We start from the raw sequence: 13,378 nt of genomic DNA, 5'->3' as shown, positions 1-13,378 counted from the left end.
GGCCGGATTAAGGCCGCCCTAACTTATCTGAGGCTTGCCTACCCTGTTCCCGGACGGGTGCGTGATTCTGCTCTCACGAGGCAAAATCTCGTACCTCATCCCGTATCTCACGCCTCGGGATCACCAAAGGCTCACCCGTACGCGGATGATCGATAACCTCGACCGGCTGCGCATACACATGACTCAGCAATTCCGCTTCGAAGACGCGCGCCGGCGGCCCCTCCGCCGCGATCCGCCCCGCGTGCAGGACCGCCACCCGGTCCGCGTACGCGCCCGCGAGGCCGAGATCGTGCAGGACGACCACCACCGCGGCCCCGGCCGCGGCCCGCTCCCGGCAGATCCGCAGCACCAGTTCCTGGTGGCGCAGGTCCAGCGCGGCCGTCGGCTCGTCGAGCAGCAGGAGCGGGGTGCGCTGCGCGAGCACGCGCGCCAGGGCGACCCTCGCCCGTTCGCCGCCGGAGAGGGCGGCGAAGGGGCGGGCGGCGAATCCGGTCACCTCGGCGGCGGCCATGGCGGCCCCGACGGCCTCGTCGTCCTCGTCCTCGGCGGGGGTTCCGGCCCACGGCGCGCGCCCCATCCGGACGACCTCCTCGACCGGGAACGGGAACGACAGCTCCGCCGACTGCGGCAGCACGGCCCGGCGCACGGCGAGTTCGGCGGCCGTCCAGGCGGCGGCGGGCTCGCCGTCGATACGGACCTCGCCGGAGCCGGCCGGCAGGTCGTGGGCGAGCGCGGCCAGGAGCGTGGACTTGCCCGCGCCGTTGGGGCCGACGAGCGCGAGGACTTCGCCGGCGGCGACCTGGAGGTCCACGCCGTCGAGAACGGTGCGGCCGGCGAGGCGCACGCACAGGGCACGGGCCTCGGCGCGGACGGTCCCGAAGGGGGAGGGGAGGGGGAGGCGGCGCTTCCGCCCGCGACTGCGAAGAAGTTCCTTGATCATGCCCAGCCTCCCTGCTTGCGCCGGGTCCTGCGCAGCAGCCAGAAGAAGAACGGGCTGCCGAAGAGGGCCGTCAGGACGCCCAGGGGCAGCTCCGCCGGCTGGGCCGCCGTGCGGGCCGCGAGGTCCGCCGCGACCAGGACCAGCGCCCCGCCCAGCGCACTGCCCGGCACCAGGAACCGGTGACCGGGGCCCGCGGCCATCCGCAGCAGGTGCGGCACCAGCAGGCCCACGAACGTGATGACCCCCGCCACGGCCACCGCCGCGGCCGTCAGCAGCGCGACCACCAGCACCAGCACCAGGCGCAGCCGCTCGACGTCCACGCCCAGGTGGCGCGCGGGACGTTCGCCGAGCGCCAGGAGGTCCAGCTTCCGCCCGTACAGCGGTGCGACGGCCAGGCCGGCCAGGGCGCACGGCAGGACGGCGAGCACCTTCGGCCAGGTCGCCTGCGCGAGCGAGCCGAGCTGCCAGAAGGTGATCTGGCTGACCTGGGCGTTGTCGGCGATGAAGATGCCGAGGCCGACGAGCGCCCCGCCGAACGCGTTCACCGCGATGCCGGTGAGGATGAGCGTGACCACCTCCGTACGGCCGCCCGAGCGCGAGAGGGCGTAGACGAGCAGGACGGTCACGAGCCCGGCCACGAACGCGCAGGCGGTCACCGTCCAGTTGCCGAGGAAGGTCAGCCCCAGGGAGATCGCGGCGACCGCCCCGACCGCCGAGCCCATCGAGATGCCGATGACGCCGGGTTCGGCGAGCGGATTGCCGAACACGCCCTGCATCAGTGCCCCCGCGCACCCCAGCGACGCCCCGACGAGCAGGGCGAGGGCCACGCGCGGCAGCCGTACGTTCCACAGCACGCTCTCGGGGACCCGGTCCAGCTCCGCCCCGCCGAGCCCCGCCCGGTGCAGCAGGGAGCCCACGACGTCGCCGAGCGGGATGTCGTACGCGCCGATCCCGGCGGAGAGCAGGCACGCGAGGAGCAGGGCCGCGGACATGCCGGCGGCGAGGAGGGCGGTGGTGCGGCGGCGGCGCGGCTGCCGCCCGCCGCCGGGCTCACCGGCGGCGCCGGCAGCCACGGGGGAGGGGGCCGTGGTTCTGAGGAGGCTCACGTCGCGTCACTTCCCGGCGTGGATCTGCTCGATGAGGGACGCGAGGACGGTGTCGGTGCGGGGGCCGAAGTTCAGCAGCACGCCGTCGTCCACGGAGGCGACGCGGCGGTCCAGCCCGGCCGGGGTCTGCCCGACGCCCGGGATCTTCACCAGCCCGTCCACGCCGCCGACGGACGCGAGTCCCTTGCTCATCACGAGGATGACGTCGGGCGCGGCCTTGGCGAGGGCCTCGCTCGTGATGGGCGTGAAGTCCTTCTTCAGCCCGGACTCCTTGCCCGCGTCCACGCCGCCCGCGGCCTCGATGAGCGAGTCCGCGCCGGACCCGGCGCCGCCGAGGAGGTAGACGGAGGCCGAGCCGCGCAGGTAGAGGAAGGCGACGCGCGGCTTCTCGCCGTTCTCGCCGTTCTTCCCGTTCTTCCCGTTCTTCCCGCCGTCGTGCGGAATGGCCTTCTCCGCCTTCTCCAGGCGCTGCTCGGTGCGGCGGTTGAGCTCGTCCCCGGCCGCGGGGACGCCGAGGGCGGCGGCCACCTTGCCGATGCGCGGGCCGACGTCTTCGAGCTTCTTGGCCGGGTCGAGGACGACGAGGGGGACCCCGGCGGCGCGGATCTGGCCGACGGCCTCCGCGGGCCCGGTCGTGGTCTCCGCCAGGACGAGCGTGGGCTTCAGCGAGAGCACGCTCTCGGCGGAGACGTCGTGCGCGCGGGTGACCACGGGCAGCTTCGCCGCCTGCTCGAAGGTGGCGGTGATGTCGCGGGCGACGACCCGCTCACCGAGGCCGAGGCTGAAGACGATCTCGGAGAGCGCTCCGGTGAGCGGAACGATCCGGTCCGTGCTGCGGACGGTGACGTCGTGGCCGTCCGCGGACCGTACGGTGGCGGGCAGTTGGGCCTTCGGTGTTCCGGAGAGTGGCTCGATACGGTCGGCGGCGGGCGCCTTGGCCGCTGCCGTGGACGACCCTGAGCTGCTCGAACTGTCCGAGGAGCTGCAGCCGGTGAGGGCCAGGACGGCCAAAGTGAGCCAAGTGAGCAGTGCGGCGCATATGCCGGTGCGGCGTGGGGTAAATATCGCGGGGCCCGCCGACTGCCGTTGAAGCACGGTTCTGTCTGCCTTTCGCTCCGGCCGGGGGTTTCCGACCTGATGGGACGTAGCTTAGGTTAGCCTTACCTAAGTCGCTATAGCGCGATGTCTCGCGATGTCTGCTGTCCCGCCCGAAAGGGGACCTTTCGATGCTGCCGCCGCCCGGACCCGCCCGCGCCCCTGTCGTCGCCCTGCTGGCGGCGGTGCTGGCGGGGGTGGTGCCGGTGGTGGTGCCCGGGGCGGTCGCGTCCGCGGCTCCCGCGGCTCCCGCGGCCCCTGCAGTTCCCGCGGCTCCCGCGGCCGGGAACGCCGACGGTGCGCGGACGGTCTCCGGCGGGCGGCTCGACTGGGGCGTCAAGTCCTCCTTCCAGAGCTACGTCACCGGGCCGATCGCCCAAGGGCGCTGGGACCTGCAGGGCGGCGCCGCCACCATCGGCGGCAGCCGGTTCCGCTTCCACTCCGCCAAGGGCGGCTACGAAGCGGGGAACGGGGCCTTCGAGGCCGGCTTCTCGGGCGGCGTGCACTTCACGGGCCACAAGAAGCCCGACGGCTCGTACGAACTCGACCTCACCATCAGCCGCCCCACCGTCCGCATCAAGGACGGGAGCGGCACGCTCTACGCCGACATGACCAGCAAGGCCAAGGGCTCCGGCGAGGTCACGCAGGCGGCGCAAGTGCCGCTCGCCGCACTCGACCTGAAGGGCGTGAACATGCGCGGCGCGACGACGGCCGTGACGCTGGCCAACGTCCCCGCGACGCTCACTGCCGACGGAGCGAAGGCCTTCGCGGGCTACTACACGGCGGGCACGGCGCTGGACCCGGTCGCGCTGTCGGCGGACGTCCTGGCCGCGGCGAGCCCCGCGCCCGGCGGCGCGCCGTCCTCCGGCGCGCCCGAGCCGGAGAAGAAGGACGCGCCCAAGGGCGAGTTCACCGGCGCGGCCGTCGACTGGGGCGTCCGCCGCACCTTCCGCGAATACGTCACCGGGTCCATCGCCCAGGGCTCCTGGAAGCTGAGCGACGGCGCCCAGGACGGTGGAGCGCTCTTCCGCTTCCCGGGCGGCAAGGGCACGTACGACGCGGAGGCGCGCACCCTCGACGCCGCGTTCACGGGCACCCTCCGCTTCACCGGCAAGCACCTCGACCTGGCCCTGAGTGCGGTCAAGGTGACGGCGAAGGACGGTAAGGGGACGCTCGCCGCCGACGTGAGCAGCGGCGGCGGAGACCCGCAGAAAAACGTTCCTCTCGTCACCTTCGACGCCGCCGGCCTCAAGGAGAAGGACGGCCTCGCCGCCGTCACCGAGGCCCCCGCCAAGCTCACCGCCGACGGCGCGAAGGCCTTCGGCGGCATGTACCAGGAGGGCGCGGAGATGGACCCCGTCTCCCTCGCCGTCCCCCTCGACACGAGGGCGAAGCTGCCGGCGCTGCCGGACCTGGGCAAGGCGCCGGCGCCTGCGGCGAGCGCCGCCGAAGAGGCGGATTCCGGCCGCAAGGTGGCCGCAAACAGTGCAACCGAAGCCTCGTCCTCCTCGTCCTTCCCGGTGCTCCCGGTCGCCGCTGGGGGCGCGGGAGTCCTGGTCGTGGCCGCCGCCGCGCTCGCGGTGACGCGCAAGCGCCGCGCCGCGGCGGCGGGCCGGCCCACCGCCGAGGACTGACGCCCCACCGACTCCGCGCCGGCCGCGGCGCACCCCTCACGCGGCGCGGCCGGCGCGGGCCCTTTCTCATCTCTCAAGGAGACAACTGACGATGACCGTCACCTCACGCCGGGCGCTTGCCACGCTCGCCACGGCGACTGTGCTCGGGGCCACGGCGCTGACCGCGCCTGCGTTTGCGGCCGATGTCCCTGCGAAGACCGGCGAGGCGCCGAAGACGGTGCTCAAGGAAGGCACGCTGGAGTGGGGTGTGAAGGAGTCCTTCCGGAAGTACCTGAAGAAGCCGTACGTCCATGGCGAGATCAGGGTTGGCGACGGTGCCAAGCAGGCGGAGAAGAACGGTGCCTTCACCTTCACCGGAGGTGAAGGCAAGCAGGACCCCGCTGCGAAGGCCTTGTCCACTGCCTTCAAGGGAAGTGTGCACTTCCTCGGCCACCCCAAGAAGGGCAGTTCGGGCTTCGACCTCGACATCACGTTCACCGACGTGAAGCTCGCCACCGACGCGAAGAGCGGCGGCAAGAAGGGCAGCATCACTGCGGACGTCACGACGAGCGACGGCACGCAGCAGGACCTGCCGATTGCCGCGCTCGACCTGTCGGGCGTCCAGCCCGTTGAGGGCGCGGACGGTGTGAAGACCTACGCGAAGATACCGGCGAAGCTCACGGCGGAGGGCGCGAAGGTCTTTGCATACGAGGAGGACCCGTTCTACGAAGAAGGGGCGGATCTCGACCCGGCCACGCTCTCGGTGAAGGAGTCGGCCGAAGCACCCCCGAAGAAGGACGAGGGAACGCAGACAGACAACGGTTCGACCTCGGACGGCGGCACGCAGACCGACGGGGGGACGAAGACGGGCGAGGGCTCTGCGTCGGGCAAGGGTTCCAAGACGGACGAGAGCTCCAAGACGGAGGTCAAGTCCGGCACGGCCCTGTTCGACGGCAACCTCGACTGGGGCGTGAAGAAGAAGTTCCGCGACTATCTCGCCAAGCCGGCCACCGGCGGCAAGACCGAGCTCGGGGACAACGCTCAGAAGTCCGGCGACAACTTCCGCTTCGTCAGCGGTAAGGGTTCGTACGACGCCACGGCCGGCTCGCTCGACGCCACCTTCGCCGGGTCGGTGCGCTTCACCGGTCACCAGGGGCAGCTCGACCTGAAGTTCAGCAACCTCAGGGTGAAGGCGAAGGCTTCCGACAAGAGCGGCGAACTCAGCGGGGACGTCACCGCCAAGGACCTGAAGTCCGGTGAGACGAACACCACCAAGGGCATGCCCCTTGCCAAGCTGCAGCTCACCGCGGACGCGCTCAAGGCCAAGGACGGCCTCATCACCCTCTCTGGCGTCCCGGCGACGCTCACCGCGGAGGGGGCGAAGGTCTTCATGAACTACGAGACGGGTGAAGCCCTCGACCCGGTGACGGTCAGGGTCGCTGTCGACAAGAACGCGAAGCTTCCGACGGACAAGGCCCCCTCGGGCTCGGGCTCGGACTCCGGCACCGGATCCGGTACGGGCACCGGCGGCACCGGCACGAGCGCCGGAAGCGCAAGCACCACCGGCGGCGCCGGCACGACCGGCGGCGGCGCAACCACCGGCGGTGCCTCCACCGGTGGCGGTCTCAACACCGCCTCCCTCGCCAGCACCGGTGCCAACACCCCCACCGCCCCCCTCCTCGGCGCCGCAGGCGCCCTCGTGCTCGCGGGCGGCGGTGCCGTCTTCGCCGCCCGCCGGCGCGGTCGCGGCCGCGGCGCGGCGCAGGTCTGATCCCCGGCGCCCCGCATACCGGCGCCCCCTGCCTCCACAGGCCCCGGCAGGGGGCGCCGTCGCCGATGGCCAACCGTGACCGAACTGCCGTCCTGCCGCGTCCCGTTGCGGTGTAGCCTCGGGTGCCCCGGCAGTCAGGTGAGGCGCGAAGGGGCAGTGAGGCGCAGTGAAGGCAACGCTGACGGTCAGCAGCCCGGGCTCCGGCCCCGGCGGCGGCGCAGTGAACGATCTCCGCCGGTGGCTGCAACGCCATCCGGAGCTGCGGGCGCGCATCAAGCCGGAGCCTGCGCCCGACCCCGCGCCCGGCACCATGGGCGCGGCGTCCGAGCTCCTCACCCTCCTGCTCGCTCCCGGCGGGGTGACGGCCGCCGTGGGGGCCGCGGTCGTGGCCTGGCTGCAGAACCGCCGCGGCGATCAGACGGTCACGATTACGCGGCCCGACGGCACGCAGATCACCGTCACCGCCGGGCGGGTGCGCGACCTGAGTGCCACGGAGAGCGGCGAGCTGGCCCGGCGCCTGGCCGAAGCCCTTGAGCAACGCGAACCCGGCACCGGCACCACCGACATGGCGAAGCCGGATCCGTCGGGCAGGGCCTGACCCCTGTGGACGAGGGTCCCGGAAGAGACCTGACCGGCCCCGACTGCCACGCCCTCGTGGTCGGTACGGGCCGGCACCCCGCCGGCGCCCGGCTCGCGGGCCTGCCGAGCGCGACCCGCTCCGCCACCGCCCTCGCCGAGGCGCTCCGCTCGGCATGCGGCATGGCGGACGACGGCGGCGACCGCGTCACCCTGATCACCGACCCGGCCGGCCCCTCGGACGTCCTGGCCGCCATGGAGGCCGTCACGGCCCGCGCGGAGGGCGGCGTCGTCCTCTTCTGCTTCGTGGGCCACGGCCTCCTCGGCCCGGCCGAGCAGCTGTACCTCGCCACCTCGGCCGGCACGTCGGTGCACAGCACCGCGCACGCCGTCCCGTACGCCGAGATCAGAAATCTGCTCAGCACGTCCTCCGCCCGCCCCGTGGTGATCCTCGACTGCTGCTTCTCCGGGCTCGCGGAGGCCGTCCAGCAGGGGCCGCGCCGGGACCCTTACGTCTCGGCCCGCCCGGACGGCAGCTTCCTCCTCGCCTCCGCCACGCACTACGCCGCCGCGTTCGCCCCGGACGGAGAGGAGCACACGCTGTTCAGCGGCGAACTCCTGCGCCTGCTGCGGGAGGGCGACGCGGGCGGCCCGAAGTGGTTCACGCTCTCCGACCTCTACCGCCAGCTGGACCGCCGCCTTCAGGGCGCGCCCGCCCGGCCCCACTCCGGCAGCGTCGGCCGGATCGGCGACCTGGTCGTCGCGCCCAACCCCCGCTACGCGCCCGTGGCCGAGCCCGGCCCCGAGCCGCCGCAGTCCGGCGGCCCGTGCCCGTACCCCGGGATGCGCCCCTTCCTGCCCGAGCAACGGCACTTGTTCTTCGGCCGCGAGAAGCTCACCCGCGACCTGATCGACCGCGTCACCGCCGGCGGATCCGGCGGCCCGGTCGTCCTCGTGGGCCCCTCCGGCGTCGGGAAGTCCTCGCTCCTGCGGGCGGGCCTCGGCGCGGACCTGGACCGTACGGGCCCGGGCCCCGTGCTGCTCGTGCCCGCACCCGGCGCCCGGCCCTTCCGTACGCTCACGGCGGCGTGGGCAGAGGCCACGGACCGCCCGTTCGGCGAGGTCGAACGGGAGCTGGGCGCAGGGCGGTTCGGCGGACCGGTGGACGGCAGGCGGCCACCCGGCGTCCTGATCGTCGACCAGCTCGAAGAGATCTTCACGCACTGCGAGGACGCGGAGGAACGGGAGCTGTTCATCCGGGCCCTCACCGGCGCGGGGCGGACGCCCGGCCCCCGTATCGTCCTCGGCCTGCGCGCCGACTACTTCGGCCACTGCCTGCGCGAGCCCAGGCTCTCCCGCCTCGTACGGGAGGGGCAGTTCACCGTTCCCCCGCTGACCGGCGGCGAGCTGCGCGAGGCCGTCGAACGGCCCGCCGCGTACGCCGGACTGCGCTTGGAGGACGGCCTGGCCGACCACCTGCTGCGCGAGCTCAAGGACGAGCGCGCCGGCCCGGGCGAGGCCGTCGCCCTGCCGTTCCTCGCCCACGCGCTGCAGGAGACCTGGGCCCTGCGCCACGGCGACCGGCTGACCTTCGCCGGCTACCAGGCCACCGGAGGCATCCGCACGTCCGTCGGCGCCGCAGTCGAACGCATCCACGACACCCTGGACACCACCGGCCGCCGCGACCTGCGGGACCTGCTGCTGCGCATGGTGCGGCTCGTGGACGGCGACGGCCGGGCCGTACGGTGCCGCGTCCGCATCGACGAACTCGGCGGACACGCCGCCCTGCTGGGCCGGCTCGCCGACGCCCGCCTGGTCGTCGTCGACGCCGGCGAGGCCCAGCTGTGCCACGACTCCCTGCTCCACGGCTGGTCCCGGCTGCGCGACTGGATCAACGAGGTGCTCGACGGGCTGCTGGTCCGGCGCCGGCTGGCCGAGGCCGCCGACGCCTGGGCCGAGGCGGACCGCCCGGCCAGCGGCCTGTACGCCGGCCGGCACCTGGCCGCGGCCCGCTCCCTGACGGCCGACGGCGGGGACCTCCCGCCGTTACGGCCGGTGGAGCGGGACTTCCTGGCCGCGAGCGGGCGCGCCGAACGGCGCCGGAAGGCCGTCCGGCGGGCGGGCCTCGCGATCGTCGTCGTCCTCGCGGTCCTCGCGTCCACGCTCGCCGTCCTGGCCCGGGGTGCGCAGAACCGGGCCGAGGACCGGGAGTCGGTGCTGCTCGCCCGGCAACTGGCGGCCAAGGCCGACGCCCTGCGCGAGCGCGATCCCCTCACGGCCTCCCGGCTGAGCCTCGCCGCCTACCGCCTGGCGAGCACTCCGGAGAGCCGCTCCAGCCTGTACGCCGCGCAGATGTCCCGGGTGCCCGTGGACCTCAAGGGGACGGACGAGCCGGTGCTCCACGTGGCGTACAGCGGGGACGGCCGGGTGCTGGTGACGAGCGGGCGCAGCGGCCGCGTGCAGCTGTGGGACCTGAGCCGCCCGACGGCCCCGCGGAAGGCCGCCGCCCTGGACCTGGGCTCTGCAGCGGCCGTCGCCTTCCACCCCCGATCGCGCCTGCTCGCCGCCCAGACGGCGGGCGGCTTCGCGGTCTGGGACACCACCGACCCGCACCGTCCGCGCCGCCTCGCCGCGCGCGGAGCACCGGGAGGGGCGGCGTCCTCGCTCGTGTTCAGCCCCGACGGCAGGACGGTGGCGGCGGGCCTGGAGAAGGGCCGGCTCCTGCTCTGGGACCTCACCGGCCCCGCCCGCCCGGAACTGCGCACCGACCGGACGGTCGCCACAGAGCCGCTGGTCTCCGTCGTCTTCAACCACGACGGCCGGCTGCTTGCCGCGAGCAGCGGCGTCCTGGGTGCGGAGGACGGGTCCGGCGGGTCGGGGGCGATCGGGCTGTGGGACGTACGTGATCCGGCCCGGCCCGTGCTCAAGGACACGGTGACGACCGGTACGGCTACGAGGCTCGCGTTCCACCCGCGGCGCGACGTGCTCGCCGGCGCGAGCCGGAAGAGCGACCTGTCCGGGTGGACGGTCGCGGGAGGCGAACGGCTGAAGGCCTTCGCCCCGGCCAAGGGCACCTTCACGTCCTGGCGGTTCGAGGACCTGCCCGTCCTCGGCTTCAGCAGGGACGGCGCCACCCTGGTGTGGGCGGGCAAGCACACGGGCCGGTACGCGAAGAGCGACCTGACCCTGAAGCGCGTCGCGGACACGGACTCCCCGGACTTCGGCAGCGGCGTGGAAGAGAGCCTGCTGCCCGTGAGCTCGCACGCCCGTGCCGTCGCCTGGGACCCCGGAGGCGCTTACCTCGCTTCAGGAGGGGAGGACGGCACGGTACGGCTGTGGCCGCTGCGGCCGCCCGCTCCGGCGGCCGTCGGCTCCTTGCCCTACATCGACACCGGGACCAGTCCCATCAGCCACGACGGCACCCTCATGATCACCGAGGAGCGGGGGAAGGGCACGCAGACCACGCGGCGGGTGTGGGACGTCAGGCGGTGGACGGCGCCGCGGCTGAAGTTCACCGTTCCCGAGCCCTGGGAGATCCGCAATTTCCTGCCCCGTACGTCCGTCCTCCTGGCCCACCGGTACACCGCGGCCACCAAGGAGCATCTCTTCCGGCTGTGGGACATGAGCGGGCCCGGCGGCCCGGTCCCCGGCGGCGACATCCCCTTCAACGCCCCGGATGTGAACCTCGGCTTCAGCCCCGACGGCCGGCTGCTGGCCCTTGGGCGGACGTTCGACCGCCGCATCGAGCTGTGGGACGTGAGCAGGCCGCGCACGCCGGTGCGGCGGTCCGTCTTCGAGGGCAGCACGAGTGACTTCACGTCGAGCATCTGGTTCCTGACGCCCCGGGCCATCGCGACCAGGGAGGGGAAGGAGACCCTGCAGCTCTGGGACGTAGCCGACCCCGGCCGCCCCCGGAGGGCAGGGGTCGTCAGCGGTATCAGGACTGAGAGGAGCATCGGCTTCTCCCACTCCCGGAACCTGATGCTGGCGGAGGAGCCCGGCCGGAAGGTGGCGCTGTGGGACCTCTCTGACCTCGACCGGCCGCGGCGCGGCGGCATGCTCCCGGCCGGCCTGTCCGGCTATGAGGAGGTCGGCGGCGACATGCTGGCAGCCGTCGACCAGAACAACAGTCTCCAGCTCTGGAACGTGAAGGACCGCCTGCATCCGAGGAAGACGCGGACCATCCTCCTGGATCAGGAGGACAACAGCGAGATCGAACGCGGCCCGGACGAGAGCAGGGTGCTGACGGGCAAGAAGCCCTGGCGGGTCTGGGACATCGGACCCGGCGGGGACTGGCGCACGCCCCACTTCGCGGCGCTGCCGGGGGCGAGCCGCGTCCTCCTCTTCCCGGACCGGCTGCCCCTCATCGCGGTCTCGTCCGGGAAGAGCGGCATCGGCAAGGACGGGCTGACCTTCCTGCTGCACCCCGACACCGACCGGCTCTACGCGGAGCTGTGCCGGACCTCCCCGTCGAGCGTCCCCCGGGAGGACTGGAAGAACCTCTTCTCGGACGTGGCCTACCAGCGCTCCTGCGAGTGACCCGGCTCCTGCGACTGACGCGGCTCCTGCGACCGACGCGCTCCCGCGCTCACGCGCTCAGCGGGAACTCCCGGCCCAGCGCCTGGAACACCGCCGTGTTCAGCGCGAACGCGCGCTTGCACTCGTCGATGACGCGCTGCTTCTCCAGGTCGTCCACGGGCAGGGCGTCCAGCAGCTCGCGGTACTCGCGCTTGAAGCCGGCCGGGTTGGTTATGGCCTCGAAGACGTAGAAGCGGACGCCGTCTCCCTTGCGGGCGAAGCCCCAGGTCTTCTCGGCGGTGCCGCGGATGATCTGGCCGCCGGAGAGGTCGCCCAGGTAGCGCGTGTAGTGGTGGGCGACGTAGCCCGCGGGCCAGTCGCGGGCGCACTCCTCGATGCGGGCCGCGTACTGCGCGGTCGCGGGCAGGGGCTGCAGGCCGCTGCGCCAGTCCGGGCCGCCCAGGTGGGCCAGGTCGCGCTCCAGCTCGGCGGTGCGGGCCAGCTCGGGACGGATGAAGGGGCCGGCGACGGGGTCGTCCGCGAGGCCCGGGGAGGCCGCTTCCAGGGCGCGGTAGACGAACCAGAGCTGCTCGGTGTAACGGCGGTAGGCGTCGACGCCGAGGCGGCCGCCGAGCATGTCGCTCATGAACGACGAGTTCTCCGCTTCCGTGTGCTGCTCGTGCGAGGCCGTGCGGATGAGCGTGGAGAACGGCGTGGTGGCGGGCGCGTCCAAGGAGGACCTCCGGGTGACCGAGGGGACGGGCGTGGCGTCGGAAAGCCATTCTCGCTACTTAGGCTTACCTAAGTCAATGACTTCCCGACGTCCCGTCGGTAAAACGTTAGCGCCCGGACGGCCGCCCCGCAGGGTTACGGCCGCCCCGCAGGGTTACGGAAGAGTGAGGATCTCCGCACCCGTGTCCGTCACCACCAGCGTGTGCTCGAACTGCGCCGTCCGCTTCCGGTCCTTGGTGACGACCGTCCAGCCGTCCTCCCACATGTCGTACTCGTACGTCCCGAGCGTCAGCATCGGCTCGATCGTGAACGTCATGCCGGGCTGGATCAGGGTGTCGTGGTGCGGGCTGTCGTAGTGGGGGACGATCAGGCCGGAGTGGAACGAGGAATTGATGCCGTGGCCCGTGAAGTCACGGACGACGCCGTAGCCGAAGCGCTTGGCGTACGACTCGATCACCCGGCCGATGATGTTGATCCGGCGCCCGGGCTTGACCGCCTTGACCGCGCGGTTGAGCGCCTCGCGCGTCCGCTCGACGAGCAGGCGCGACTCCTCGTCCACGTCGCCGCACAGGTAGGTGGCGTTGTTGTCGCCGTGCACGCCGCCGATGAACGCCGTCACGTCGAGGTTCACGATGTCGCCGTCGCGCAGGACGGTCGAGTCGGGGATGCCGTGGCAGATGACCTCGTTGACGGAGGCGCACAGCGACTTCGGGAAGCCGCGGTAGCCGAGCGTCGAGGGGTAGGCGCCGTGGTCGCACATGTACTCGTGCGCGACGCGGTCCAGCTCGTCCGTGGTCACGCCCGGGGCGATCAGCTTGGCCGCCTCCTCCATCGCCTGCGCGGCGATGCGGCCCGCGACGCGCATCCGCTCGATCGTCCCCTCGTCCTGGATCTCGGGGCCGGAGTACGGGGTCGGGGCGTCCTTCCCGACGTACTCGGGGCGCGGGATGGAGGCGGGGACGGGGCGGGTGGGGGACAGGGTCCCCGGGGTGAGAAGCGACTGGCCAGACATGTCAGCGAGTGTAGC

General features: G+C 72.9%; 9 protein-coding genes. 4 read left to right on the top strand and 5 right to left on the bottom strand.

Features of this window, described 5'->3' with window-relative positions; all coding sequences use genetic code 11:
* Positions 1-73 precede the first annotated feature (73 nt).
* Genes FGW37_RS09525 through FGW37_RS09515 form a run of 3 tightly spaced genes read right to left on the bottom strand, consistent with a single transcriptional unit; the run spans position 74 to position 3,141 of the window.
* The gene (locus FGW37_RS09525; protein WP_179080677.1) at positions 74-940 is read right to left on the bottom strand and encodes a heme ABC transporter ATP-binding protein; all 867 of its coding nucleotides are present in this window, start codon (positions 938-940) and stop codon (positions 74-76) included.
* Complete coding sequence (locus FGW37_RS09520; protein ID WP_246430754.1) at positions 937-2,013, bottom strand: FecCD family ABC transporter permease; 1,077 nt, start codon at positions 2,011-2,013, stop codon at positions 937-939. Before FGW37_RS09520 ends, FGW37_RS09525 begins: the two co-directional genes overlap by 4 nt.
* A 39-nt stretch (positions 2,014-2,052) precedes the next feature.
* Positions 2,053-3,141 carry a heme/hemin ABC transporter substrate-binding protein gene (locus tag FGW37_RS09515; protein WP_179080676.1) on the bottom strand — a complete coding sequence of 363 codons (1,089 nt, stop codon included), beginning with the start codon at positions 3,139-3,141 and terminating at the stop codon, positions 2,053-2,055.
* A 134-nt stretch (positions 3,142-3,275) separates the two neighbouring features.
* Here FGW37_RS09515 and FGW37_RS09510 point away from each other — a divergent pair, with 134 nt between their 5' ends.
* The 4 genes from FGW37_RS09510 (at position 3,276) to FGW37_RS09495 (ending at position 11,640) form a co-directional block, all read left to right on the top strand.
* Positions 3,276-4,775 carry an HtaA domain-containing protein gene (locus tag FGW37_RS09510; RefSeq protein ID WP_425506642.1) on the top strand — a complete coding sequence of 500 codons (1,500 nt, stop codon included), beginning with the start codon at positions 3,276-3,278 and terminating at the stop codon, positions 4,773-4,775.
* Between the two features lie 91 nt (positions 4,776-4,866).
* Positions 4,867-6,525, top strand: a complete 1,659-nt coding sequence (locus tag FGW37_RS09505) for an HtaA domain-containing protein (RefSeq protein ID WP_179080674.1) — start codon at positions 4,867-4,869, stop codon at positions 6,523-6,525.
* A gap of 166 nt (positions 6,526-6,691) precedes the next feature.
* Entirely contained in the window at positions 6,692-7,123 is a 432-nt protein-coding gene (locus FGW37_RS09500) for an effector-associated constant component EACC1 (protein ID WP_179080673.1), read from the top strand.
* Positions 7,124-7,128: 5 nt separating this feature from the next.
* Positions 7,129-11,640, top strand: coding sequence for a caspase, EACC1-associated type (locus tag FGW37_RS09495; protein WP_179080672.1), 4,512 nt, complete (start codon positions 7,129-7,131; stop codon positions 11,638-11,640).
* 49 nt (positions 11,641-11,689) lie between these two features.
* Here the strand turns inward: FGW37_RS09495 and FGW37_RS09490 are convergent, their stop codons facing one another.
* On the bottom strand, positions 11,690-12,352 hold the full coding sequence (locus FGW37_RS09490) for a biliverdin-producing heme oxygenase (RefSeq protein WP_179080671.1): 663 nt from the start codon (positions 12,350-12,352) through the stop codon (positions 11,690-11,692).
* Positions 12,353-12,505: 153 nt separating this feature from the next.
* Positions 12,506-13,363, bottom strand: coding sequence for a type I methionyl aminopeptidase (gene map, locus FGW37_RS09485; RefSeq protein ID WP_179080670.1), 858 nt, complete (start codon positions 13,361-13,363; stop codon positions 12,506-12,508).
* Between the last annotated feature and the right edge of the window lie 15 nt (positions 13,364-13,378).

It is taken from the genome of Streptomyces rectiverticillatus, from assembly GCF_013394065.1.
Classification (GTDB): Bacteria; Actinomycetota; Actinomycetes; order Streptomycetales; family Streptomycetaceae; genus Streptomyces; species Streptomyces rectiverticillatus.
This window is presented reverse-complemented; position numbering and strand designations above follow the sequence as displayed.

Bases quoted from the DNA above. Each gene is read 5' to 3' on its own strand.
- FGW37_RS09525 (WP_179080677.1), bottom strand. From the start codon at position 940: ATGATCAAGGAACTTCTTCGCAGTCGCGGGCGGAAGCGCCGCCTCCCC.
- FGW37_RS09505 (WP_179080674.1), top strand. From the start codon at position 4,867: ATGACCGTCACCTCACGCCGGGCGCTTGCCACGCTCGCCACGGCGACT.
- map (WP_179080670.1), bottom strand. From the start codon at position 13,363: ATGTCTGGCCAGTCGCTTCTCACCCCGGGGACCCTGTCCCCCACCCGC.